Origin of the sequence: Paraburkholderia sp. J67 (genome assembly GCF_905220265.1) — a bacterium.
Taxonomy (GTDB): domain Bacteria; phylum Pseudomonadota; class Gammaproteobacteria; order Burkholderiales; family Burkholderiaceae; genus Paraburkholderia.
Genome location: NZ_CAJMZK010000005.1, coordinates 183,506 through 209,035, shown reverse-complemented (window position 1 = coordinate 209,035; position 25,530 = coordinate 183,506). Strand labels below are relative to the sequence as shown.

Sequence of the window (25,530 nt, the reverse complement as noted above, 5' to 3'; positions counted from 1 at the left end):
AAGAAGATGGCAGGTAACGACGATCGTTGTGATGTGTGCAAGCTCAAAGGGCTGGCGGTGTATATGGCGCGCTATACCGTCGTGCCCAAAACGTTCAATGCCCCGGCACTCGGCCCGTTTAGTGCGGATAAAGTGAAGCAGGTGTCGATAGGCGAGAACAAATACGCGCTGCGCCAGTTGCGACAAGGCTTTGTCTATCTGTTCTACGAGAAAGGCCCGCGCGGCAATCACTACTGGGAGGTCTACGCGGTTGCCGCCGACGGCACGCTAACCCGTCAGCTCGATCCCGCAGCGGCAAAGCCGGTTGACGAGCCGCAGGCGTGCTCGCGCAGTGGGCATAGCGCATTGCGTCTCCTGTACGTGGTGATCGAAAAGCCGCAGGAATGCGGCAAGGTCTGGTTCGCTTTCGCCGAACGCGCATGGAGCGACGATACGGTGAAGCGTTACGCCGGTAGCGACGAGTTGCGCAACCGGCGGATGCAGGCAATCGAACCTGCGAAGTGGATCGCGTCTCCCACGCCGGGCTCCCATACCGCGCCGCTGAATGCCGCCAATGTGCAGCATGTGATCGAATATGCCGGTGGGCTCGGCGAGACGCCGAAGGAGTGTACAGCGCTGCCGTATGAATTCCGGCCGCCCGTCAGTAATGAGGCGCGTGGCGCCTTTCACGACAACGTCGTCGAGATGTGCACGACGCGCTATCCATGGGCGATCAGGCAAGGGTGGTGGAACGGCCACGCGACGGCGCAACTGGTCGAACAGGCGCAGTCCAATTCGTTCAGCGACGCAGCCGGCAAGGAGCATTGCGCGCCCATGATGCTTGCGCTGTGGGACGCGGTGGGGATTACCCATGAATTGAACGGGTTCCGCAACGACCCTGTGGCCTGGCTAAACCAGTACGCGCTCGAACGCGCACTCCAGGTCACCGCACTGTCCGACATCGACACCGCAAAGACGACGGTGGAGAAGGGCGCTGTAAATCGCGAAGCGCAATTCCAGTCGGAGGTCGGTCAGGCGAGCACAGCCGGGTTGAAGGACAGCGCCGCTTCGCTGCGCCAGCAGGCGGCCACGATGCAGGCCGGCGCGGAACGCACGCGCGCCCTGGAGACTGCAGACGACTACGACTACCTTGCGCAGAACGGGCTGGGCGGTCCGTATGTTGCGCAGGTCCAGTCGTTTGGCTCCGAGGCAGAACGTCAGGCCTGGCGCACGAAGACGGACGCTGAAATTGCGCAGATCAACAAGACGAAGCAGCAGCGCCTGAGCGACGCGAGAACCAACGCCTGGCCGCGTTACGAGAACCGTCTCAAGCGTGCCGATATCGATTATTTCCGCGGCAGGTACGCAGCCATTCAGGAGAAGGTGCGCTTGCTTCAGGAGAAACGCACCGACGACATCGCAGCGTGGCTGGGGGCGCAGCCGTGGCTGGATGCACTGGAAGATTGTCACGACGCGAATTTTATCGACGGACTGAAATACGAGGTCACCGTCGGGACCGCCCTATTCGGCCTTGATTCGACGCCGAAGGGCGCGGCCAAGGTCGATTCGCTCGTTGCCATGCTGGATGCAAGCAAGCCCGAGAGCATCGTCTGGCGCTCGATTGCGATGAACCAGAAGGATGCGCGAATCGAGATCACTCAGGCGTTGCAGAGCGCGGACAGCAAGAAGGAGACGCCGCTGCAGGGCAATGTCGAGGCGGTCGCGGCGGTGATGGCGCAGATCAAGTCGGTGGTCGGTTACTACAAGAAACTGTCGGATCTTGCGCTGGAAAGCGACGCGAAAAAAATTACGCCGATTGGCAGTCTGCTAAAGGCGCTGCAGGTGGATCAACTGGTGATGACGACCGGTGATTCAATTTTCCGACGGTTCCGGATCAACAAGGCAGCCGATTTTGTCGGCGAGAAAATCATCCAGTCGATCTTTTTGCAACGGTCGGGCATTAGCGACTACGACGCGCTCGCACTGGTCAGGAAGCAGGCCGAGCTCGAAGGACTGAGCCGCAAGGAGATTCTCGGGACGCTGAAGGTCGCGCATGGTTTCATCAAGGGCGAAGAGGCGCTCGGCGGCCTGGGCAAGCAATCGCGCACGCAGGCACTCGTGCAGGCCTGGGGGCAAATCAAGGACACCGAGGACGGCGCGAAGGCGCTGCGTTCGGCGCGTATTACGCTGGTCAGCGGGCTGCTGGAGGCAGTCAACTTCTACAAGCTGATGGTGATGCCGAGCGACGACAACACGAAACTGAATCTGGTGAGTTCGGGAATGTCGCTCTGTTCGGCAGTGATCGATATCGGCATGGCGCCGTTCTATGCGGCGCTGAAAAACTCGACGCGCTCGCAGGCCTGGAAACTGACTGGAGGCGCACTCGGCACGCTTGGCGCAATGATCGGCGCATGGATGGATGCCGCGAAAGCCGGCTCGGCCTTTTCGAAGCAGCAATACACGATCGCGATCCTTACGTCGGTCAAGGCCGCGACGGGCGCGGCCGCGGGGATATCCGTGTTCATCAGCGCGATCGGCAAATCGGGTCTGCTGTTGCGGCGTGTCGCTGCCCGCTTTGGCACCGAGGCGATCGTTGGTCTTGTCGAAGCGGCGACCGAGCGCGCGCTGGCCTTCGCCGCGCTGCGCGGCATTGGCATGCTGTTGGGGTGGGAAGCGACGGTCGGGCTGCTCGTCGTCCAGGGATTGATCTGGTATTTCACACCAAACGCGCTCGAGAGCTGGTGCGCGCGATGTGCGTTCGGAACCGGGCGCGAAAAGGATTTTTTCGTGGATCACGACGTTCAGCGCTACACCGACAAGGACATCAAGTTGCAGGTCACCGAATTTTCGACATCGCTTGCGGCGGTACAGTGACTTGCTGAAACGGGACGTTGGACGAGCCGTGCGCAATGCGCGCGTTGGCGGTCCGGCACGGGTCAACATGATGTTGACCATTCGACAGGAACAATCAGATCAGATGGAACGAACCAGACTTTTGCGCGGGCGTATCAGCAAGCTGCGGCGAACCAAGGTCACGCGCGATTTCATGCGCACCGAAAACCAGCGCATTGCAACGGATATCGGCACCGTGGCGCTTGGACTGTCAGGCATGACGGCGCTGTCCGTTGGCCTCGCGGTTTCGGCCGGTCATAGCGAGGAAGAGGTCGATAAGGTCGAATTCGACATCGATGGCGTGCATGTGGAAGGATGGCTCTGGCGATGCCCCTTCCGTGAAAACGATGAGGTGGAAGTTGTGGCCGAGCAGACCGGTGCGGGCGTGACCTGCTTCGCGGTGCGGCGCGTGGAAGATGGGCTGATCGCGGTCTATCCGCATTGCACGAGCGGCCGACAAGCCTATCTGAAGACGGTATTCAAGGTGTGCCTGTCTTTCCTGCTGCCGTGGATAGCCGTAAGCGCCTATCTGTTCTTTGTGAAGGCGCAGTTGTTGACGCTGCCACAGAGGTTTTTCTATCTCGGCGTGGCAGCGCTGATTCCTGCGTTGTTTCTGCTCTTTTTCGCCGTCTCTGGTTATCGGAAGGATCGCGCGTTCATTGCCTTGTCGGAGCAGATTTTTGCGACTTTCGGCTGGGAGAATCCGCCGGGCATCAACTTGAAGAAGACATCGAAGGGCAAGCGGCGATCGACCGATGGCTCGGGTTATGGACTGTGGATTTTCCGCCGTTGAAGCTGATGAACCAGCGTGACGAGCCAGGCTTCTGATGGACGAGCTGCCCTGCTGCGATTCTGGGACCCCAGGGTGCTCCATGCGCTGAATGAAGTCTGCCAGGGCAAGTCCGGGCGCGATTTGTTCAGGATCGCAGAAGCATGGCACTACCTTCACGAAGGACAGCGCTTCATTATCGACGGAAGTGGAACTCACCGACGAGCAATGGGCGCGGCTAAAAGTCCATGATGGCAATTGGGACAGGGTATAAGTCGATGCCGGAAATGGGGAGTGGAGAATGAGTTTTGATATTAAAGATATCGATATCGATATCGATCTTGTTTTTCGGTTGAAGAGCTCGACAATCCCATCTCCCGCGGAACAATGCCGGGAGTTGTGGGCAATTTCCAGGGCTTTGGGCCGAAATGGTCTGGATGTCGCGAAATGGGGAATTGGAGATGTCAGCGATTCCGGGGGGATTGAAAATTCCCGGGCGTTTACCGATCTCGGCCCGACTGATGAGGCGATTTATTCTGTCATTGAGACGCCAGATATTGGAGAGCAGTCGTTTTCGGTGTGGAACGGCATAGAGGGACCAGGTGGAGCGGCTTTTTCTATTTCCTGCAGCCTGAAAAATTTATCCGTTTTTGAATTGAAGTCGGAAGGATTGGAGGCGCTGTATTCATTGCAATCCTTATCCGATGTTGTGAAGGAAGCGGTGAACATCTGGCCTGCCGCTGTCGCGCAAGTGGGTCCATACCTGTATTCGCAAAAAAAGGTATTTCGTGATCGCCCAGGCGTTGGATGGATGCTCTACCTGCCGTATGCTCTCACTTCCGCCCAGGTCCCAGAAGCGCGTGCCCTGATTCCTGTTACGCGCGACGGCAATCAACAAGGCACGATTATCGTAAGCGTCGCTGATGAGGTATTCGATGTGAGCAATCGGGCGCACGTCAAGGTAGCGAACGATATCGAAATTCGACTGGCTGACCAGGACCTGTTGCCCCGATTCGTTGATCTTTGATTGTCGGTATCGGCAGTTGATCCTTGCACCCCACTTCTGTGGGGTTTTTCATAGACGCCAGGATTACGGATTCCGTCCGTGCCCACTCGGCGAAGCTACGCGTAGAGATCAACTTCCGACCGCCGTGCCTGGCCTCACTTGCCAATACGACGATGCCGGCATCAATCTTCAGGCGGCCGGATTCAGAAACGTTCTTTTCGATCCGTCTTTACATATCGCGAGTCCCTACGACGCTCCCGAGGGTGCTGTGATCGTATATGGTACGACTGACGGATCGACGCATGGTCATGCCGAGGTCGTATTGCCCGGGCTTTTGTTCGCAAGCGATTACATCAGCCCGAATAGCAGAGTCATGCGCAAGGGCGAAAAGCCCACTTTGATCGGAAAGGGTAGGAGAGTGACAGGAGTCTGGATTAAATGAATTGGAAGGCCTGGTTTTTGGTGGGTGGAACGGCATTTTCGTGCTGGGCGGCGACGGCGCATGCGGAACAGGGCGGTGCGGATCCCTTCACAGCGTTTCAGCAGCGCTTCGGCGGCAATCAGGCGTTCGTCTGTGCGGCAACGGGCGGAAAAAAGCTTTCCGTGAGCGTGAACGTGCCTCAGGCAGACGAGGACCAGATGAAGGCAGTACCGCGTCAGCAGTGGGCGAATGCTCTGTCGATCTATCTCTCCAAAGCAGAGGGGATGCCTGTCGATGCTTCGTGGGGAATACCGCAGTTCGACCAGTCGATGAAATTCATGTCGATACGGCTGCAGAACGGGAAGACGCTCGTTTTCGAGCGGTTTCGCAATATCCCGGATCCTGACGCTGACGAGCAGCATTTCGATCGCAAACCGTACTTCGATCTGACGATCGATCGTGGAGAGAAGCTGCATTGCAGTCAAGTCTTCAACTTGCCCTGACCTTTGAAATATCGTTATTGCTATTTCGGCCTGCTGTGATCGCCGAATGAAGAAGGCTCCATGATTGATCTGATTCGACTTGGCGACACTACAGACCACGGGGGCGAGGTGATTACCGCTTCGGAGACCATGCGCTATGCCCGGCAATGACATCGTGGTTCACTTCAGGCCGAACGGAAGGTTACCCGCAACATTAGAGGCGCTCGCCACTGTCGGGAGCGTCGGCGAGTCGGTTGGGATCTCCCGTATAAGTTGCTACTTGATGTGCTGCACGACTGCCCGCGTTCTGCGTTGCGCCAGAGCTATTCAACGTGGTGGCGGCCGTCGTCGGTGCGTTTTTGAAACAGTCTGGATATCAGTCGTTCAATGATTTTTGTCGCGCATATGCCGAGAACGAAGATGACGAAGAAATACGATGCGACATAAATGACTGCATTGATATCCGCACCGCCCAGGAAGGTCAGAATTGAAACGACACCGTCTGTCAGGCCAGCCTGGTATCGCTCGTCGGCGTTCGTGCCTGCAATTCGTCCGATATAAGAAAACCAACGCCCAACAATGTCGTCTCCCCAGAATGGGGCGAGGTCGTCATAGGTGTCATTGTTCTGGCCAAAGCAGGCCTCATTGAGCGGAGCACGGGGATTCTTGTCTGAACATTGATTGAATGGGTCGCTGTAGGGTGCTGGCCCTGTCGCAACGCGCCTGCAACGGCCCGTCGTCAGAAAGGACCGATAGTCATCCGCCACGATTTTCCGAAGTTCACCAGGGTCGCTCAGGTGATCCTGAAAGCCCTTTGAGGATGAGTTTGCGTCTCCCGAGCGTGCGCATGTCAGTTCGAATAAAGGTGCGCCAGCGGCCGCTGCGAACCAACCCGCTGCATACCCGCCGATTGAAGCACCGATTACGAGGACGAATCCCACGATAGTTACGCCAGCAACCGCTCCGCCAACGAAGACGATAGCTTGCATGTAGCGATACTTGGTGAATGACATAGCGCTCTCGCGTTGGAGCCACCGCCAGGCGACGCGTAGGCATCGCCGCGAGCATCCCTGCGGCTCGGTCGTTGGGACCGACTGGATATTCCATGAGAGTGGACCGTGAGATGCTCGCTGTCAAAGAGTACAGCGCAGGCCGAGTGCGAACCTGAGGAGATTTTCTACCTGACGAGGCGTCAATAGCGAGTTCTGAACCTTGAACGGCACGTCCGCTCGCTGAACAGCAGGTTGTGCCTCCTGGCGCATCCGCGTTCCGTCACACGGTGCTCTGTCACGCAACAGACACATACGCGCCTTAAGCTTCGCGGTCATCATTGGCAGCCACAGGCCGTACGACGGCCACACGAATCCATCCGATGAGCACCAAGGAGAAAAGCTGGGCCGTGGCCGAGGACGTCGCGCGCATGGCCGGCGTTTCACGCTCGGCCGTCTCGCGTACGTTTACGCCGGGGGCGAGCGTGTCGGCGAAAACGCGAGCGCGCGTACTCGAAGCCGCGCGCTCGCTGAATTATCACGTCGATATCAACGCGCGCAACACGATCCAGGGACGCAGCAATTTCGTCGGCGTGGTGACATCTGCGCTCGCGAGTCCGTTTCGTGCGCAACTACTTGCGCCGATCGCCCATCATCTCGGCACGCGCGGCATGCTGCCGATTCTCATGAACGCCGAAGACCCCGACCAGATCGGCTATGCGCTGCACGTGTTGCTGAGCTACCGGGTTGCGGGCGTCATCATGACGTCGGGCGCGCCGCCGCTTGCGCTTGCGCGCGAGTATCTCGACCGGCATGTTCCCGTCGCGATGATCAACCGCGCGGCCGAACTCGAAGGCGCCGACCTCGTCAATAGCGACAACGCGACAGGCGGCGCGCTTGCCGCGCGTGCGCTATTCGATTCCGGTGCGCTGCGCTTCGCTTTCATCGGCCCGCAGGCGACACACCACGGCGCGCGCCAGCGCTGCGAAGGTTTTCTCAGCGGGCTTGCAAGCTGTGGCGTGCGCCGCGCGCGCGTGACGGTTTGCAACACGACGATCGTGTCGTACGAGGCCGGGCAACTGGCGGCACGCGAACTGCTTGCGGGCGGCAACGCACCCGACGGTGTGTTCTGCGCAACCGACATGATCGCGCTCGGCTTCATGGACGAAGCGCGGCGCGCCTTCCAGCTGCGCATTCCCGAAGATATGCGCATAGTCGGCTTCGACGACATCCAGCACGCCGCGCTCGACAGCTACCGGCTGTCCACCATCGCGCAAAACACCGACGCGCTCGCCCAGGGCGCCGTCGATCTGCTCGCCGAACGCATCGGCGACTTCTCGCGGCCCACGCAGGCCCGCGTCGTTCCAGTCTCGTTCGTGCGCCGCGCCACGACCGGCTGACGCCCTCTTTTTCGCCACTTCCCAACGCCATGCCCTTGATTTCCCGCATTCGACAACTTCCGCGCCGTTTTGCAATCGAGTGCAAAACGCCCATGCGTGCGTTCGCCGCCGTGCTTGCTTCGACGCTGTGGTTTGCAACGCCGCCCGTGCATGCGGATGAGCGGCTGAATCTGCTCTGTTCCGCCGATCTCGAGTGGTGCCAGTTGATGAAAAACCGCTTCGAACACGAGACCGGCGCGCATGTGGCGATGGTCCGCAAGAGTGCCGGCGAAGCGCTCGCGCTCGTCACCGCGCAGCGCGCGCATCCGCAATTCGATATCTGGTGGGCCGGCTCCGGCGACGCGCATTTGCAGGCCGCGTTTGAAGGGCTCACGCAGGACTATCGTTCGCCGCAGCTTGCGCAGTTGCAGCCGTGGGCGCAGCGTTTCGCGCAGGTTGGCCGCGGGCGCACCGTTGGGGTCTATCAGGGGGTGCTAGGCATCGGTTACGACGCGGGGGCGCTGCGCCGTCGCAATCAGACGCCGCCGCGCTGCTGGCGCGATCTGCTGGCCGATGCCTGGCGCGGCGAAGTCCAGATCGCCAATCCCAATGCGTCGGGTACGGCCTACGTCGCGCTCGCGACGCTCGTGCAACTCGACGGCGAGGACGGCGCGTTCGACTATCTGCGCCGCCTGAACACGAACGTGAGCCAGTACACGTCGACGGGCGTCGGGCCTGGTGAGGCCGTGTCGCGCGGCGAGGCCGACATCGCCGTCGAATTCCTGCACGATCTCGTCAAGCAGCGCGTGGCGGGTTTCGACGTCGCGACGCTCACGCCGTGCGAGGGCACGGGCTACGAGGTCGGCGGCATGAGCCTGATGGCGGGCGCCGCGCATGCCGCGCTCGCGCAGCGCTTCTACGAATTCGCCTTGCGCGCCGACGTGCAGTCGCTCGCCGACAAGGCCCACGCGTATCAGATCCCGTCGAATCGCGCGGCCGCGATTCCCGCCAACGCGCCGCGTCCCGATGGCATTCGCCTGATCGATTACGACTTTGCGCGCTTTGGCGATCCGGCCGTGCGCAAGCATCTGCTCGAGCGCTGGAACACGGAGATCTATGCGCATGCGCGTTGATGGCGGCTTCGACGGCTTTGCGCGTGCCGTGTTGATCGCGGTCTGCGTGGCGCTCGGCGTATTCGTTGTCGCGCCGCTCGTGGGCAGCGTGCTGCTGCCCGCTGCGCGCGCGTGGCGCAGCGTGTTCGACGCGAATATCTGGTCGCTCGCGTGTCTGGCGGGCGGCGCGAAGGGTGGGGCGTGCGGCAGCGGCTGGCACACGCTCGCGCTTGGCGGCGTGAGCGCGACGCTGGCCACGTTCATCGGCGGCGCGCTGGCGATGCTCGCGCAGCGCGGGCGACCCGCGCGCTCGCCGGTATTGCGCGCCGCGCTGCGCGGCATGGCCTTGCTGCCCTCGATCACGCCGCCGTTCGCGGTGGGCCTCGCGCTGATCCTGCTGCTCGGCCGCAATGGGCTCGTGACGCGTGCCGTGGCGGATCTGTTCGGGCTAGCTCCGGGACGTTGGCTCTATGGCGCGCCGGGCATCGTGCTCGCGCAATGTCTTGCGTTCACGCCGCTCGCGTGGCTCACGCTGCGCACGGTGGTTGCGCGCGTGCCCGCACCGCTGGAAGAAGCGGCGGCGACGCTGCGCGCGTCGAACTGGACGATCCTGCGTACCGTGACCTGGCCGATGCTGCGCCCCGGTGTCGCGAATGCGTGGCTGCTGTGTTTTATCGAAAGCGTTGCTGATTTCGGCGACCCGCTCGTGGTTGGCGGCAATTTCCACGTGCTGTCGACGGACCTGTACTTTGCCGTCGTCGGCGCCGAGCAGAATCCGGCACGCGCCGCCGTGCTCGGCGTGTGGCTGCTGGTCATGGCGCTCGCCGCGTTCGTGTTGCAGCGCGCGTGGCTTGGCCGCGCGCGTTTCGCGAGTGTGAGCGGCAAGCCCGTGGCAGGGCGCGCCATGCCGCTCGGCGCATACGTGCAGGGCGGGCTCGCGTTGGTCTGCGCACCGTGGTGCGGGCTCGCGCTCGCTGTCTACGCGACGCTACTGGTGGGCGGGTTCGTGCGGCTGTGGGGCGTGGACTTCACGCTCACGGCCGACCATTTCGCGGACGTGCTGGGCGTCGCCATCGACGATGGCCGACTGCTGTTGACCGGCGGGGCCTGGGACGCCGTGCGGGAAACGCTGCGTCTGGCCGCGCTTGCCGCGCCATTGACTGCCGCCGCCGCGCTGCTGGCGGGCTGGCTGCTTGCGCGCCGCCGCTTCGCAGGACGCAGCGTGCTCGAAGGCACCTTCGCGCTCTCGCTCGCCGTGCCGGGCACGGTGATGGGCCTCGCGTGGGCGCGCGCCTTCGACGCGCCGCCGCTCATGCTCGCGGGCGGCGCTTCGATCCTCGTGCTCTCGTTTGTGTTGCGCAACATGCCGCCTGGTCTGCGCGCGATGTCGGCCGCGTTCGCGCAGATCGATCCCGCGCTGGACGAGGCGTCGGCGAGCCTGCGCGCCGGTTCATGGACGACGCTGCGCCGGGTGCATGTGCCGCTGCTGCTGCCCGCGCTCGGCGCGGCGCTGATCCACGGCTTCGTGCGCGCGGCGACCACGGTGAGCGCCGTGATCTTTCTCGTCAGTGCCGACCACGATCTGGCGACGACCTATCTCATGGGCCTCGTGTCGAACGGCAACGACGGCCCGGCGCTGGCGTTGGCGGGTGCGCTCGTCGTGGTGCTGTTCGCGCTGTTGTGCGTTGCGCAGGCGCTGGCGCGCATGGGCCGCACATCGGAAAGAACCCTTGAATCAAGGCATCGAATGCATGCGCGCAAGCCACAGGCCGCGCAGGTCGCTGCGTGCACGACCACGGAGTTTCCATCATGAGCACCCTTGCAGAGCCCGCCCGTGCACCTGCCGATGAAGCGGCTGCGGCGGTCGTGTTCGACAACGTACGCAAGCAGTGGGGCCAGCGCACCGTGCTTGATGGCCTGTCCCTCACGATCGCGCGCGGCAAGCTCACGACCTTGCTCGGCCCGAGCGGCTGCGGCAAGACGACGTTGCTGCGGCTGATCGCCGGCCTCGATCTGCCTGACGCCGGACGCATCGCGATTGGCGGGCGCGATGTGACGCGCCAGGGCGCGCAGGCGCGCAACGTCAGCATGGTGTTTCAGTCATACGCGCTGTTTCCGCACCTGAGTGTGGAAGACAACGTGGGCTACGGGCTGAGCGTCGCGCGCGTGTCGAAGCGCACCGCCGCGCCGCGCGTGGAGGCCGCGCTCGCGCGTGTCGGACTGGGCGCGTACGCGCGGCGCATGCCACATGAACTCTCGGGCGGCCAGCAGCAGCGCGTCGCCGTGGCGCGCGCGCTGGTGCTCGAACCGGACGTGATGCTATTCGACGAACCGCTTTCGAATCTCGATGCGCGGCTGCGCGTGCAGGTGCGCGAGGAGATTCGCGATCTGCAGCGCGAACTGGATCTGAGCGTCGTGTACGTGACGCACGATCAGGAGGAGGCGCTCGCGATCTCCGACGAGATCGTCGTTATGGAAGCCGGCACGGTTGCACAACACGCCGATCCGCGCACGCTCGTCGAACAGCCGGCCACTGCTTTTGTCGCGTCCTTCATCGGCAACGCGAATTTTCTGGACCTTCCGGTGCTCGCCTGCGCTCACGGCCGCGCGCGTTGCGATTTGCACGGCATGCCGCTGGAGTTCGCGTGGCAGGGCCCGCTTATCGCGCGTGCCCGCATTGCCGTGCGGCCCGAGGCGCTTGCGCTGGAAGTCATCGATAACGTTGCTCCGCATCCTGGCCTCACTGGCGTGATACGTCGCGCCGTGTGGCTTGGACGGAGCACGCACTACACCGTCGCAACGACGGCAGGAGAACTCTCTGTGTCATCGCATTCATTGGACCGGCCGCTGGCCGAAGGCGCACGCGTGGCCGTGACGCTCGACGTGCGCGGCGCGCATCTGCTGGGAGAGGCCGCATGAGCCATTCATTCCAGTCGGCGCGTTACGCGGCGGCGCGGGCGATCGCACTTGAAGCGGGCCGTCACGCGCTCGCGTGCTTCGAGCAGCGCGAACGGCTCGTTGTCGAATACAAGGGCGTGCAGGATGCCGTGAGCATTGCCGATCGCGATGTCGAGGACCTCGTGCGCTCGCGTATCGCGAGTCAGTTTCCCGAGGACCGCTTCCTTGGCGAAGAAAGCGCCGCGCTCGCACAGCAAACGTCTGCTCAATGCGCTTCGCGGGCACTCTGGATCGTCGATCCGATCGATGGCACGAGCTGCTTCTTGCATGGCATGTACGCGTGGTGCGTGTCGATCGCGGTCGTGATCGACGGTGAACCGGCCATTGGCGTGGTCTACGATCCCAACGCCGACGAACTGTTCCACGCCGAGACAAACGGCGGCGCCTGGATCGATGCGAACGCAACGAAGGGGGAAGTACAGCGCCGCGCATTGCAGGTCGCCGATGCGGCAGGTGCGCGCGATGGCGTGCTCGGCGTGGGGATTTCGCATCGCGTGAGCAGTGCGCCGTTTCTCGCTTTCATCGAGCGCTGGCTCGCGTCTGGCGGCATGTTCGTGCGCAACGGCTCGGGCGCGTTGATGCTCGCGTACACGGCGGCCGGGCGCTTGATCGGCTATTACGAGCCGCATATGTATGCCTGGGATGCGGTTGCGGGCATCGTGCTGGTGACGGAGGCGGGCGGCAGCACCAACGCGTTTCTCGCCGACGATGGTCTCGCGCGTGGCAATGCCGTTATCGCTGCGAATGCACGCGTCTATGGCGAGTTGCGCACCGGGATCGAGGCTGCGGATTTTTTTGCTGCTCGAATGCACACGTGTGCAGAAGAGGCGTGCGTGACGTCCGGATAAAGCTGAGTGAAATGATGAGTAAGGCCGATGTCATCCCCACGTAACGCTCAGCCACTACATTACGCATCGTCGTACGAAGCAATCTTTATGGCCTTGAATTGCACACGTGTGCAATTGTGATTTGTTCAAGCGCGTGCCTTGCGGTACGCGCTCATGCAAGGAGAAACCATGTCCGGCGCTCACGGCTCGATTACGCCGTTTATGCAGGCGATGCCGCCCGTCACGTCGTCACGCCAGCGTCGTCCCGCGACGACGCATCGAGCAAGGCGTGCCGTGCTGCTAGCCGCGCTCGTTGGCGTGCACGCGGGCGGCATTGCATTACTGGTTGGCCAGCATTCGATTCCGCCAACCCACGCGGCCGTTGCGCCGATCTATGCCACGCTCGTGCAGGCGCCCACGCCCACGCCCGAACCTGCTGTTCAGCCCGCGCATGCGGCACAGCCCCAGCCCCAGAAAGCCGTGACGCACCGCGCTGTTGTACGTACCCGTACGACCGAACGCGCGCCCGCGCAGGCTGAGACCACACCGACGCCGGTTGCCGCACAACCAGCCCAGCCCACGCAGCACGCTGCCCCCACGCCGCCCGTGGCGCAACCTTCCGCACCTGCGCCAGCCGCCGCGCCCGTGCCCGCACCCGCGACGCCCAGAACGGTGACGCGTGGCGTGCAATATCTGCGCGCGCCCGTTCCGCTGTATCCGGACGCGTCGCGGCGCATGGGCGAAGAGGGCGTGGCGCAAGTGCGTGTGCTCGTCGACGAGGAAGGCCAGCCGCGCGAAGTCGAATTGCGCGCTTCGTCCGGATCGGCGGCGCTCGATCAGGCCGCGCTCGATGCCGTGCGCGGTGCGCGTTTCAAACCTTATGTCGAGGATGGCCGCGCCATTCCCGTCTATGTCATCGTGCCGCTGCGGTTTTCGCTCGGCGACTGAATTCATTTTTAGCGAGAGGTAATGTATGGCAACGACTTCCATCGGCATCGGCGCGCTCTGGGCGCAGTCCGATATCGTCATCAAGTGTGTGGCGGCGGGACTGCTCGCGATGTCCATCGCGTCGTGGTACGTGATCGTGACGCGTGCCTTCGCGCAATGGCGCGAGCGTGCGCTGGCAAGCCGCGCGGCGCGCGTATTCTGGCTCGCGCCCTCGCTCGCCGAAGGCGCTCAGGCGATTGGCGGCGACGCACGCGGGAACGCTTACGTCGATCTGGCCCGTACGGCACTCGATGCAAGCGCACAGCATGAGCGCGCCACGCAGGCAGGGCGCGTGCCGCCCGCGCTGACCGACTGGCTCACGCGCGCGCTGCACGAATGCATCGCCCGACGTCAGACGCGCGTGCAAAGCGGCCTGCCGCTTCTCGCGACCATCAGTTCGAGCGCGCCGTTCATCGGCTTGTTCGGCACGGTGTGGGGCATCTATCACGCGCTGATGACGATCGGCGCGACGGGGCAGGCGAGCATCGGCGAAGTCGCGGGTCCGGTGGGCGAAACGCTGGTGATGACGGCGTTCGGTCTGGCGGTCGCGATTCCCGCTTCGTTGGCGTACAACGCGCTGCTGCGCGGCAACAAGACGGCCATCGGCGCGCTTTCCGGTTTCGGTTTCGATGTGCTCGACGCGATTGTTGCGGGCGAGCGACTCGACAGCCAGCACGTGCCTTCGCATGCCGACGAGAAACGCCACACGGCGCGTCTGGGCGCACGCGGCATGCAGACGGAGGCGGCGTAATGGCGGGCCGATCGTTGCGTGACGATCTCGAGGACGGATTCAATCCCGAGATCAATACCACTCCGCTCGTCGACGTCATGCTCGTGCTGCTGGTGGTGTTCATCATCACGATGCCCGCGTTGCAGCACGCCGTGAAGGTGGAATTGCCGCGCGTTGCCGCCGCGCAGATCCAGGCAAAACCGGCCAGTGTCGATGTGGCGATCGACGCGGGCGGCGCGCTTCACTGGAACGACCAGAGCGTCGATATCGCGGGACTCGAACGTCTGGCCGCCGATGCCGCGCAGCACGACCCGCAGACGGAAATGCACCTGCGCGCCGACCGCCGCACGCCTTACGAGGAAGTGATGCGGGTGATGAGCGCCGCGCAGCACGCCGGCCTGAGCCGTATCGGCTTCGTCAGCGACGACAACACGCACTGAGCGTGTCAGCGCCTTTGGCCAGAAAGATCACGGTCAATTAATCAGGATCACGAAAAGAAAGATCAAGTACGGGAAGCGGTTGGACCGCTTCCCGCGAACCCACACATCTGCACCGCTCACCTACCTAATCATGAAGATCACGAGTTCGTTTCTGCCGCCGCGCGTTTCGCGCCTGCAGGCGCAATTGATGGCCGCGGGCCTTTGTCTGGTCGGCTTCGCGCCTTTTGCCGCGGCGCAGACCGCTGCGGCGGCCACTGGCGCAGCGGGCACGGCCGCTTCTGCGTCGGCATCCGCGTCGGAAGCGACCTTGCCCGAAGTGCAGGTGAGCGCGGCGCCCGACAAGCCAGAAAGCCTCAAGCAACGCGCAAACGCGGGCGCGCTCGGCAGCCACGCGGAGATCGACACACCGTTCTCGATCCAGTCGGTGAGCGGCGAAGAAATCGAGGATCGTCAGGCGGATATTCTCTCCGAAGCCGTGAAATACGATGCATCGGTGACGTCGATCAGTTCGAGCTACGGCACGCACCCGGCGACGCTCGCGGTACGCGGCCTGCCGCTCGACGACCTGAACGGCTACAAGGTCGACGGCATGGCGAACGTGAATCGCGGCGTGGAAATGCCGCTCGAGATGTTCGACCGCATCGAAGTGCTCAAGGGGCTCGCGGGCTTCATGTATGGCTTTGGCAGCCCCGGCGGCATCGTCAACTATGTGACGAAGCGCCCAACGGACACCTTCACGTTCAGCTACGACCAGGGCTACTCGTCGGATAACGTGTTCAAGGAGCACATCGACACGGGCGGGCGCTTCGGCAAGGACAAGATGTTCGGCTACCGCTTCAACGTCGTGCACGAGGAAGGCGACACGGCCGAAGATGGCGCAACGATCAATCGCACGGCAGTGGGGCTGAGTCTCGACGCGCAACTCACGAAGGACCTGTCGGTGACCTTCGATACGATCTATCAGCAGCGCCGCACCTCCGGCGGCGTCGACATCATCACCAGCACGAAATACGCGGTGCCGAGCCCCCTGTCCGGCCGCTCGCGTCTCTACAGCGACGGCTCGTACACGGACGTCGACTACAAGCTCGCGACGCTTGGCGTGGCCTACAAGATCGCGCCGCAGTGGCAGGCGAAGATCGCGTACCGATACTCGGATTCGGTGCGCCGCTACGCGAAGGACCAGTACTACATTACGAGCAACACCGGCAACTACCAGGACCGTATCAGTTCGGAATATCACAGCTATGAATTCGACGACGTGCAGGCCACTGTCGAAGGCAAATTCAACACGGGGCCATTGCAGCACGAAGTCGTGCTGGGCGCGTCGTCGATGGTGCTGCTGTCGAACAAATCGGTGAATACGCCGAAGACCGTGGTGGGCACCGGCAACATCTACGATCCGACGATTTTCTCGGCCGATGGCATCGGCTACAGCGGCGGCACTTTCGGCGACGACAAGATCACGCAGCAGGCGTTGTTCGCGAGCGACCGCATCACCTACGGCCCGTGGTCGTTGCTCGCTGGCGTGCGATATGAATCGTACGACGAGGTTGGGCACGATTCCGCGACGTCGGGCGCGACCCGCTACCACAAATCGCCCGTGACGCCGACGCTTGCGCTGATGTTCACGCCGCGCAGCGACCTGACGTTCTACGCGAGCTACGTCGAAGCGCTGGAGTCGGGCGGCACGGCGGATAGCTCGACGGCGAACGCGGATCAGGTGATGGCGCCGATCAAGAGCCGCCAGTACGAAATTGGTGCGAAAACCGATCACGGCCGCTGGCGCGCGACGGCCGCGTTGTTCCGTATCGAGCGCGGCGCGGAGTATACGAATAGCGAGAATGTCTACGTCGAAGACGGCAAGATCGTCTATCAGGGCGCGGAACTCAATGCATCCGTGGACGTGCTGCGTAGCTTGACCATCGACGCGAGCCTGATGGCACTCGACGCACACTATCGCGACGCCGCAGCGGGTGTGAGCGGCAATCGCGCGGTGGGCGCGCCGAAGTATCAGGCCGCGCTGCAGGCAGTGTGGCGCGTGCCGGCCGTGCATGGCCTCTACGTGCAGGCGGGCGCACGGTATCTGGGCGGCATGGCGATCGACTCGGGCAACGTGCACTACATCAACGCGACCACGCTGTTCGACGCGGGCATCGGCTATCGGACGATCATCGCGGGGAAACTCGTCACGCTGCGCGCGAACATCACGAATCTGACGAATCACCATTACTGGACGTACTACCAGGAAAATTATCTGCAGGTAGGCGCGCCGCGCACGTTGAGCCTCAACGCACGTGTTGACTTCTGATCATGCCACGCCGGTGTGCGTGTCGATACGAGAGAAACCGATGAATCATTTCAGGCACGTTCGCAATGCGTTCGCACGCGCGTCGTGGATGGCAGGTGTTGCGCTGTGGATGACGTGTGGCGCCTCCTTTGCGCAAGGGCAATCGGGCGACGCGCAGATCGCGCGCGCCGACGAAGCTGCGCCAGCGGGCATGCAACTCGATCGCGCGGTGATCGTCATGCGGCACGGCGTGCGTGCGGCGACGGATACACGCAAGATGAATGCATCGTCGGCGCAGCCCTGGCCTGCATTCGAGGTGGCGGATGGAGAACTCACGCCACACGGCTATCGTGCGATTGTCGCGTTGGGCCGCTGGGAGCGCGATTACTTCGTGCATCAAGGGCTGCTGGATCGCGAGACCTGCGCCAGCGCGCATGATGTGTTCGTGTGGTCGAGTCCAGCGTCGCGCACGCAGGCCACCGCGCATGCCTGGCTCGATGGTGTGTTGCCCGGTTGCGGCGTGGCGGTTGGGCACGCCACGCAGAGTCAGGACACGCTCTTTCACGCCGACGAAGCCGAAGCGGATGCCGCCGATCCACACGCAGCACAGGAAGCGCAAACTGCGATGCTCGCGGCGATGGGGTCGCCGGAAGCGGCAAGCCGCCGCTATGCCACCGATGTCGCGTCAATGGCGCGGGTAGTGGGGGCGCCGCGTGAGTGCGTCGAGCAAAAGGGCGCGCAGCATTGCGGGCTCTATGCTGCGCCTTGGGGCGTGAAGGTGGCGGGTAACACGGCGAAGTTGACGGGGCCGGCGGCGGTTGGGGCGGCGATGAGCGAAACCATCCGTATGCAATATGCCGATGGTTGGCCGCTAGAGCGTATCGCCTTCGGTCACGTGCATGGCCGCGCCGATGTGATCGGGCTGATGGGCCTGCGTAGCGCGAAATATGCGTACACGAATCATGTGCCGTTGATTGCGCGCCGTGGCGGCGCGCCCTTGCTAGCCCGTGTCTCGCAGGCACTGAACGACGATGGCCGGGGTGAGAGCGCGACGCGTCTGCTCGTTCTCGTCGGCCACGATACGAATATCGCGCAGTTGCGTACGCTGCTGGGTTTCGACTGGAAACTGGGCGACTATCGTACCAACGACGCGGTGCCGGGCGGCACGTTGTTATTTGAGCGCTTCGTGCGCGAACGTGACGGGGCGGCCTTCGTTCGGGTGTCGTATATCGCGCAGAGCCTCGATCAGATGCGTGCCGTTTCTGCCTTGAAGGGGCGCGACGGTCCGTTGAAAGCGGTATTGCGCGATGGCGAAGGGCGTACGCTTATGCCGCTCGATGCTTTCAATGCACGGGTGAGGAATTCGTCTTGAACCACGGGGGCGCGCTGAGCGCCGCCTGCTGGGTGACATGAAGTTTCTGGTTCGCTTCAGAACGGTTCGGCAGTCATCGCGAGAGCAGACGCGCGTCCTCGCTGTGAGTACCTGTCGAGGAGGTGAGGCGCTCGCTCGCTGTGAAACGCGCTGTCGGAAAGGATCGTTCGCGTGAGTCGGACTATCCGATATCAACTTGACATTCTGTCTGCGATGTCTGGATCCGACCGGCGAATAGTTTAAAGCAGTGTCGCCGTCCATGAAGCGATATAGGGATGCAGTAATAAGGTGGCGTGCGGAGGCTGCCGTTCAGCTGGCCGTCGAGCGGGTCTTATCGACCCATCTCAGCCGTTCGTTGCTGCACGCGAGCAATGGCCGTTAGCGGAGTGGTGCAGTCGTTCTAATGGCAGGTGCGGCCGCTCGCTGAACGCCAGGTTGTGGCCGACACCGGAAGTCAGCAATCAAGCAGTGGCAGACTAGCCTGATGTTTCCTCGAACTGCTGAAGTCGTATCGCTGGCGTCGTTCGCAGCACTGCGCGCCGACGATGTCGCGATATACGCCAGCGCATCCATCGCCTTCAGCGTCTCGTCTCTCACCAAACGCGACGCATCAGAGGCGGGTCGAAAATGTCCTCGCTCCGGCGCATCGGGCACTTTTCCGGCGGGAACGTCGCCAGCACCAGAACGGCCTTGATGCTCGATAAATCGAACACTATGGCGTTAATGCTCGATTTATCGAGCATTTGAATTCACGCTGATACCGGCCATCTGCTACACTTATGTTCGATAAATCGATCCTTAAGCCGATACAGCTCGTTTTAACGATCATGAAAAGCAAACAAAGCGTCACCGTCAGCCCCGCGATCCTCAAGCAAACGCAGCGCTTAGGGCAGTCGCTCGCGCGACTTCGCGTCGCGCGACATGTTCAGCAAAGTGAAGCCGCCGTGCGAGCGGGACTCTCGCGCAATACCGCGTACCGGCTAGAAACCGGCGATCCTGGGGTCGCGATCGGTCAATGGCTACGCTACCTCGAAGCCATTGCACCTGGACTCACCCTGCTCGATCTGATTACTGCCCGGGACCCTGCGCTTTTAGCGCAGACGGAGCGCGAGCGCACCCAGCGCGTGCGCAACCTTTCAACCAAAGAACTTGGCGATCTGGATTTTTGATGTCCGCGTCAGAAAAACGCCTTTATGTGTTCGCGTCTCTCGCCGATGGCGAATGGGCTCCGGCTGGCCAGCTCCTCATGACGGAGGACGATGCAGATCTGCAGGCGTCCAGCTTTGCATATGGACTGCGCTATATCGATCGCGCTGACGCGGTGGAGATCGACCCGGTCAGCCTGAGTTTGTCTGATAAGGACGCTGTACGCGCAAAGCGCCTCTTCCCCGCGAACGGGCTGACGCTTTTTGGCGGCATTCGTGACGCTGCGCCAGACGCATGGGGCCGGCGAGTGATTGAAGCGAAGCTGAAGGTGAAGGCAAATACGCTTCCAGAATCGACGTATCTGCTTCATGCTGGCACGCAGCGCATCGGTGCGCTCCACGTCAATGGAGATCTCGCGTGGCGCCCTGACGATGCTGGTGGCGCGGGTGTCGACTCACTTCAGTATCTCGTTGAAGCCGCCGATCGCATCGAAGAAGGCATTCCAGTACCCGCGACCCTCGAGGCGATTTTCGTACAGGGAAGCGGACTGGGTGGCGCGCGGCCAAAAGCGACCGTACGCGATGACGCAGGGGTCCTGTGGCTCGCGAAATTTCCGAGCAAGACCGACCGAATGGCCGTGACCGCGATCGAGGAGGCCACGCTTCGACTCGCAGCTGACTGCGGCATTCGCGTGCCCCCGACCCGGATCGTGTCCCTCGGCAAGCGCCAGGTCATGCTGATCCGCCGGTTCGACCGCTACTGGAGCAACCCGGAATTCGCCACGAGCGCCGGCGACAACGGATTGTATCTCGCACCAGGCAGAGGCACGCAGGAGCGCCGGGTGCCGTTCGCGAGCGCCCTCACCCTGGTCGGCTGCTCAGAGGTCGAGGCGATCACGAAAAGCTACCAGGACATCGCAGACTCAATCCGCAAGTATGTGCATGTCGGTATGGTCCGTGCGGATTTGCGCGAACTCTTCAAGCGCATGATCTTCAACATTTTCGTGAGCAACGACGACGATCATCTGCGCAACCACGGGTTCATCTGGGATGCGAGACTGCCGGGCTGGCGCCTTAGCCCGCTCTATGACGTCATGCCGCGCCCTGGCAGCGCATATGAGCGCACGTTGCATCTCGGCATCGGTCAGCAGGGACGCGCCGCCACGCTCGACAACGCATTACCGGGTGCTGGCGCCTTCGGACTCTATGGAGCAGATGCGCTCGAGGCGATCAACGAGGTCTGGACAAAGGTGCGTGAGTGGAAAGTCTTTTTTGAGGGCCATGGCGTAGCAGCGAAAGAGATTGACAACATCCAGCCTGCTTTCCGGCACATCGACGATGTATCGACTGCTGAGCTCCGCAAAAAGCTCCCCTGAAGATAGGTGAACCCACGTAAGACAGTGCGAGACAAAAGATATTCAGCCGCTGCGCATCGGCGCGCGAGTCGTCTACGCGCAGCCCCATAAGTACGGTTTAAGGCCTTCGCGCACAGCGCAAGGACTTGTTCATAGTCGTTGCTTTGGCCTTCCTGTCACGTAGCAACAGGAGCGTTGCGCGATACCTGCAAAGGTAACGCGGGCATTCAAAGCCTGACCAGCGAGCCGCTCGCACCTGAACGCGCACTCGCGCTCGAGCGTACGTCAACAAGCGGTCAGATTTATGGCGCCGGTCCTTCGATGACGCGTCGTCAAACGGCGGGTCTTCCGTTATCAAGAGACATTTATTGTGTGTTGGCCGCAGGCCGCTTCTGGCCGTCTAGTGCCCGACGACGAACGTGATGTTCCAGTCGGGCGCGTGCGATGCAATGGCATCCGCCGGCGACCGACGGTCCGATTCACGCCTGATCCAGTGCACTCCCACGGCGCTCTTCGGACAAGCCGGACCAGCGGTCAGTCTGTCCGCTTTCAGTTTTCCCTGATGGGCTCACACTCAGTCCAATTCTTCTCTCGACATATCGCGCAGAAACAGGATGCCGATGATGGCAGGGACAGCGCAAGCGACCACGTACCACGCGGGCATCAGCGGATTTCCGGAATAGTTGATCAGTGCCGTTGCAATGAAGGGGCCAAATCCGCCAAAGATCGCAACGGCCAGGCCGTAAGGCACCGCCATGCCCGTCGACCGGATGTGACGCGGAAATGCTTCGGCGAGCATGGGACCGTTTGCCCCAGAATTGACGCCATGGAGCGTGCCCAGAACGCCGAACACTGAAATCAGGGTAAGCGCAGTGGGATGCTGACTCAGTAAAAGAAAGGACGGGTAAACAAGCAATGCGATTGCGACTCGACTTGCCTGTGCAATTGGCTTGCGTCCGAAGCGATCCGAAAGAGCACCGCCGATGGGGGCCATCACAAACGTCAATCCACCACCGGCGATGGCAGTGCCGAGGGTCGTTGCGGCAGACATGTGCAGTTGCGTTACCGCATAAGTGGGAAGATAGAACAGCACAATGGCCTGCGTCGCAGTACCTGATACCACCAGCAAGAACGTGATCAGGGCCGTGCCTGGATAGTCACGGATGAGTTGTTTCAACGGATTTGAACGTCGCGCTTCAGTTGCGCCCACAGCAGTCGACAAATCTTTCATCTCGAGGCTCGACCGCAACCACAGGCCGACCGGCGCAACCAGTACGCCCAGGATGAACGGTAGGCGCCATCCCCAGTTTGCAAGAGCATCCGGGGGCATTGAAACTGTCAACAGAAATCCAGACAACGCGCCTATAGCAGCTGCTCCGCCCTGACTCGCGAACTGCCAACTTGCAGTCCAGCCGCGGTTACGATTGTTCGATTGCTCCAGTAACAGCGCAGTGGCGGGACCGATTTCCCCGCCTGCAGAGAGACCTTGAAGCATTCGCGCGATCACGATCAAAATCGGAGCAGCAATACCAATGCTGCGATAGGAGGGCGTGAACGCGATAGTTCCCGTCCCTAGCGCCATCAACAGGAGTGTCAGTCGCATGGCTACGAGGCGCCCGCGGCGATCTGCCATGTAGCCGAAAAGCGCCGCACCGACAGGCCGAGTCAGATAACCGATGCCGAAGGCGGCCGATGAGAGAAGGATCTCAATCGCGCCACTGCCGGCGGGGAAAAACAGACGGCCGATGATTGGCGCGAAGAAGCTGAATACCGTCAGATCGAAGTATTCGAAAGCGTTGCCGATCGTGGCAGCGACCAATACTCTATGAGGTGACGCCCGCTGTTCTTCGTTGTGTGACATGCAGGCGGAGAGTTTGACGTCTTGATTCAACATGGGTGTCCTTGGAAGGGGGCCGCGTTGAGACACGGGCTCAGCCATGTTAGAAACCGTCGCTTTTTGAAAGTGTCGCTTCCTTTACTTTCTCCGGGTTTGTGCCCATCCCGAACGATTCAAGCCGATCGATAAATGCTGCCTCACGCCTGCGCGAGTTGGCGCAGTAAAGCTTCGTCACGAACCTCTATGGTGCCGTAACGAGCAACAATCGCACCGGCTGACTCCAACTCGCCAAGTGCCTTGTTGATGGTTTGCCTCGACAGAGAAAGCATCATGGCAAGTTCTTCCTGTGAGAGGGCAATGCGTGCCGGAGATTGTCGATCTGCATTCTGCTGCATTAGCGCAAGCAATCGTGATGCGAGACGGGGCACGGCGGGAAGCAGACAGACTTCCTCAAGATTCGCGTAGGCGGCCCGCAGTTTTCCGGCCATCAGGCGTGCGAGCGCACGCCATAGCAGAGGATGTTTCGCGCAGATCAGCTCGAGCCGTGCACGGGGAACGTGGAGCAACCGACTGTCTGACGTCGCAAATACTTCGTGCGTGCGTCCGCCCTCGTCAAGCATCGACACTTCGCCGAACCAGTTGACCGGATACACAACATTCAGAAGAAGTTCGCGCCCACTCCAGCTGGTTGCGCTGACCTGGACTGCACCATCCAGCAGACAATAAAGGCCGTTACTGCGATCCGATCGATGCCAGACCGCATTGCCACGTTGCAGGTTCAAGACTTGACTCTGAGCGATCAGGGCGAGCCGGATCTCATCATCGAGCGTGCTGAACCATGGATTGGCTGCGAGTTCGGGATACTGGCTGGGCTGATTCATAGAAAGATCGACTGTCTGGTTGATTCCAATGGATTTCGCTTGCCGCTGAATACCCTGATACGGAGCATCTGACCGCACTGATAGAGCGGTGCACAACCTTCGGTAGTCGAGCGGCCCTATTGCATCGGGGTGAATACCAAATTGTATATCAGGCGACGTTTTCAATAATCCGATAAGAGGAAAGTTGCGACGGCGCTTCGTTGATCTGCTCATCAGGCATCGAAGTCCCTCCGAAGACAGGTGGATTCGTGATAAAAAGGATAACGAATGAAAAGGGTATTGATTGGAGCGTCTGTTATTTTTGTCAGCGTCGGAGCAAACGCTCAGAGCACGCTCACACTTTATGGCATCGTCGACGAGGGCCTGAGTTATTTCAGCAACGTGGCCACAACTCCAGTCGAAGGTCACTCAACCGTGCGTCTGTTGAGCGGTGTAATGCAGCAGAGTCGATTCGGCCTGCGAGGCACTGAGGATCTGGGTAGCGGATACAAGACGCTATTCGTCCTGGAAAACGGTTTCGATGCCAGCACGGGGAAATTAGGGCAGGGAGGCCTGCTTTTCGGAAAGCGCTCATTCCTCGGCGTCATTAGCCCCTACGGAGCGGTGACACTCGGACGTCAGTACGACACGAACGTCGATATGGCTGGTCAATTTGAGGCTGCGTCGCAATGGGGCGGTTACATCGTCGCTCACCCAGGTGACGTCGATAACCTGAACAATACGATCACTACGAATCAGTCGATCAAGTTCACGACAGCATCGTTTGCCGGTTTAAAGGTGGCTGCACTGATCGGGTTAGGCGGCGTTGCTGGCGACACTGCGCGTAACCGCATCTGGTCTGCATCCGCGGGCTTCACGAACGGTGGGTTCAGCGCCGGTGCGGGCTACCTGCGTATCAACAATCCGAACGTATCCTTCTTTGGGAATGGCGGAAGTCCAGCTGCTGCGATTAGCGGTGTGCCTGGCAACAATATGGCGTCGCCGGTGTACTCAGGATTCTCTTCCGCGCGAACACAAAGCGTGGCTGTCGCAGGAGCGAGTTATACGATCGGTGCGGCAGTGATTGCGGCAGTCTATTCGAACACGATATTTGGGGAATTGGGCGATCTGACGTCTGGCCAAAACGCTCGAAACTTGCGCGGGCAAGCGGTGTTTAACTCGGCGGAAGTCAACGCCAATTACCGCGTCACACCGGCCTTGCTTGTCGGTGCGGCATATGACTACACGCGGGGCGCATCAACGGGAGGTCGAACTGGCGCAACCTACAATCAATTTTCGGCTGGCATCGACTATAACGTGTCATCGCGCACCGACCTGTACACCGTTGGCGTGTTTCAGCATGCCACTGGTACTGATTCGACGGGAAATGCTGCCGTTGCGGCAATCAATGGCCCGTCTGCGTCCGCGAATGGCAAACAGGCCATTATACGAATCGGCATCCGGCATAAATTCTGAAATCCGGTCCCGTGTTCGAATGCCTCAAAAAATATAACCGAATGTTTCGAACGGAGTCGCGCGTTTAAAGAACCATAGGATTGCGGCTGCGGCGAATATCCCTTGCGGGGAGTGCCTGAAGGATTCATCTTCGGGCCATTCGCCGACGCCGCTACTATAGCCCCGATAGGTACCGGAACGGTTGTTTGACTTCCGGCACGCCTTCACTTATCTGGCCGCATTAGCCC

General features: G+C 61.5%; 20 protein-coding genes. 17 read left to right on the top strand and 3 right to left on the bottom strand.

Translation table 11 applies throughout. The features are described 5' to 3' along the window. Positions 1-6 precede the first annotated feature (6 nt). The 4 genes from U5782_RS12550 (at position 7) to U5782_RS12535 (ending at position 5,570) form a co-directional block, all read left to right on the top strand. Complete coding sequence (locus U5782_RS12550; RefSeq protein WP_322044139.1) at positions 7-2,853, top strand: T6SS effector BTH_I2691 family protein; 2,847 nt, start codon at positions 7-9, stop codon at positions 2,851-2,853. 67 nt (positions 2,854-2,920) lie between these two features. Further along, positions 2,921-3,664: a putative type VI secretion system effector gene (locus U5782_RS12545; protein ID WP_322044138.1), complete on the top strand. Its 744-nt coding sequence runs from the start codon at positions 2,921-2,923 to the stop codon at positions 3,662-3,664. A 277-nt stretch (positions 3,665-3,941) separates the two neighbouring features. Next, a complete protein-coding gene (locus tag U5782_RS12540; protein WP_322044137.1) occupies positions 3,942-4,667 on the top strand; it encodes an immunity 52 family protein in 726 nt (241 codons plus the stop codon). Between the two features lie 417 nt (positions 4,668-5,084). After that, positions 5,085-5,570 (top strand): hypothetical protein, encoded by a 486-nt coding sequence (locus U5782_RS12535; protein WP_322044136.1) that lies wholly within the window; start codon positions 5,085-5,087, stop codon positions 5,568-5,570. Between the two features lie 302 nt (positions 5,571-5,872). Here the strand turns inward: U5782_RS12535 and U5782_RS12530 are convergent, their stop codons facing one another. Then, the gene (locus tag U5782_RS12530) at positions 5,873-6,562 is read right to left on the bottom strand and encodes a hypothetical protein (RefSeq protein ID WP_322044135.1); all 690 of its coding nucleotides are present in this window, start codon (positions 6,560-6,562) and stop codon (positions 5,873-5,875) included. A 359-nt stretch (positions 6,563-6,921) separates the two neighbouring features. Here U5782_RS12530 and U5782_RS12525 point away from each other — a divergent pair, with 359 nt between their 5' ends. From U5782_RS12525 to U5782_RS12470, 12 genes are all read left to right on the top strand, one after another. Continuing rightward, complete coding sequence (locus U5782_RS12525; RefSeq protein WP_322044134.1) at positions 6,922-7,938, top strand: LacI family DNA-binding transcriptional regulator; 1,017 nt, start codon at positions 6,922-6,924, stop codon at positions 7,936-7,938. A gap of 92 nt (positions 7,939-8,030) precedes the next feature. Beyond that, entirely contained in the window at positions 8,031-9,050 is a 1,020-nt protein-coding gene (locus U5782_RS12520; protein ID WP_322044133.1) for an ABC transporter substrate-binding protein, read from the top strand. Further along, the gene (locus U5782_RS12515) at positions 9,040-10,842 is read left to right on the top strand and encodes an iron ABC transporter permease (protein WP_322044132.1); all 1,803 of its coding nucleotides are present in this window, start codon (positions 9,040-9,042) and stop codon (positions 10,840-10,842) included. The genes U5782_RS12520 and U5782_RS12515 overlap by 11 nt, the downstream gene beginning before the upstream one ends. Next, positions 10,839-11,948, top strand: a complete 1,110-nt coding sequence (locus tag U5782_RS12510) for an ABC transporter ATP-binding protein (RefSeq protein WP_322044131.1) — start codon at positions 10,839-10,841, stop codon at positions 11,946-11,948. Before U5782_RS12515 ends, U5782_RS12510 begins: the two co-directional genes overlap by 4 nt. Beyond that, complete coding sequence (locus U5782_RS12505) at positions 11,945-12,835, top strand: inositol monophosphatase (protein WP_322044130.1); 891 nt, start codon at positions 11,945-11,947, stop codon at positions 12,833-12,835. Before U5782_RS12510 ends, U5782_RS12505 begins: the two co-directional genes overlap by 4 nt. 168 nt (positions 12,836-13,003) lie before the next feature. Continuing rightward, a complete protein-coding gene (locus U5782_RS12500) occupies positions 13,004-13,762 on the top strand; it encodes a TonB family protein (protein ID WP_322044129.1) in 759 nt (252 codons plus the stop codon). Between the two features lie 25 nt (positions 13,763-13,787). After that, complete coding sequence (locus U5782_RS12495) at positions 13,788-14,552, top strand: MotA/TolQ/ExbB proton channel family protein (protein WP_322044128.1); 765 nt, start codon at positions 13,788-13,790, stop codon at positions 14,550-14,552. Further along, positions 14,552-14,971, top strand: coding sequence for a biopolymer transporter ExbD (locus U5782_RS12490; protein WP_322044127.1), 420 nt, complete (start codon positions 14,552-14,554; stop codon positions 14,969-14,971). Before U5782_RS12495 ends, U5782_RS12490 begins: the two co-directional genes overlap by 1 nt. Before the next feature lie 130 nt (positions 14,972-15,101). After that, positions 15,102-17,279: a TonB-dependent siderophore receptor gene (locus U5782_RS12485; protein ID WP_322044126.1), complete on the top strand. Its 2,178-nt coding sequence runs from the start codon at positions 15,102-15,104 to the stop codon at positions 17,277-17,279. Positions 17,280-17,319: 40 nt separating this feature from the next. After that, the gene (locus U5782_RS12480; RefSeq protein WP_322044125.1) at positions 17,320-18,630 is read left to right on the top strand and encodes a histidine-type phosphatase; all 1,311 of its coding nucleotides are present in this window, start codon (positions 17,320-17,322) and stop codon (positions 18,628-18,630) included. A gap of 779 nt (positions 18,631-19,409) precedes the next feature. Continuing rightward, complete coding sequence (locus U5782_RS12475) at positions 19,410-19,799, top strand: helix-turn-helix transcriptional regulator (RefSeq protein WP_322044124.1); 390 nt, start codon at positions 19,410-19,412, stop codon at positions 19,797-19,799. Continuing rightward, on the top strand, positions 19,799-21,151 hold the full coding sequence (locus U5782_RS12470) for a HipA domain-containing protein (RefSeq protein WP_322044123.1): 1,353 nt from the start codon (positions 19,799-19,801) through the stop codon (positions 21,149-21,151). The genes U5782_RS12475 and U5782_RS12470 overlap by 1 nt, the downstream gene beginning before the upstream one ends. A 553-nt stretch (positions 21,152-21,704) precedes the next feature. Here the strand turns inward: U5782_RS12470 and U5782_RS12465 are convergent. Both U5782_RS12465 and U5782_RS12460 read right to left on the bottom strand, forming a co-directional pair. Then, positions 21,705-23,024, bottom strand: a complete 1,320-nt coding sequence (locus U5782_RS12465; RefSeq protein ID WP_322044122.1) for an MFS transporter — start codon at positions 23,022-23,024, stop codon at positions 21,705-21,707. Between the two features lie 140 nt (positions 23,025-23,164). Then, entirely contained in the window at positions 23,165-23,848 is a 684-nt protein-coding gene (locus tag U5782_RS12460) for a Crp/Fnr family transcriptional regulator (protein WP_322044121.1), read from the bottom strand. A gap of 267 nt (positions 23,849-24,115) precedes the next feature. Here U5782_RS12460 and U5782_RS12455 point away from each other — a divergent pair, with 267 nt between their 5' ends. Further along, positions 24,116-25,303 (top strand): porin, encoded by a 1,188-nt coding sequence (locus U5782_RS12455; protein WP_322044120.1) that lies wholly within the window; start codon positions 24,116-24,118, stop codon positions 25,301-25,303. Positions 25,304-25,530: the final 227 nt, after the last annotated feature.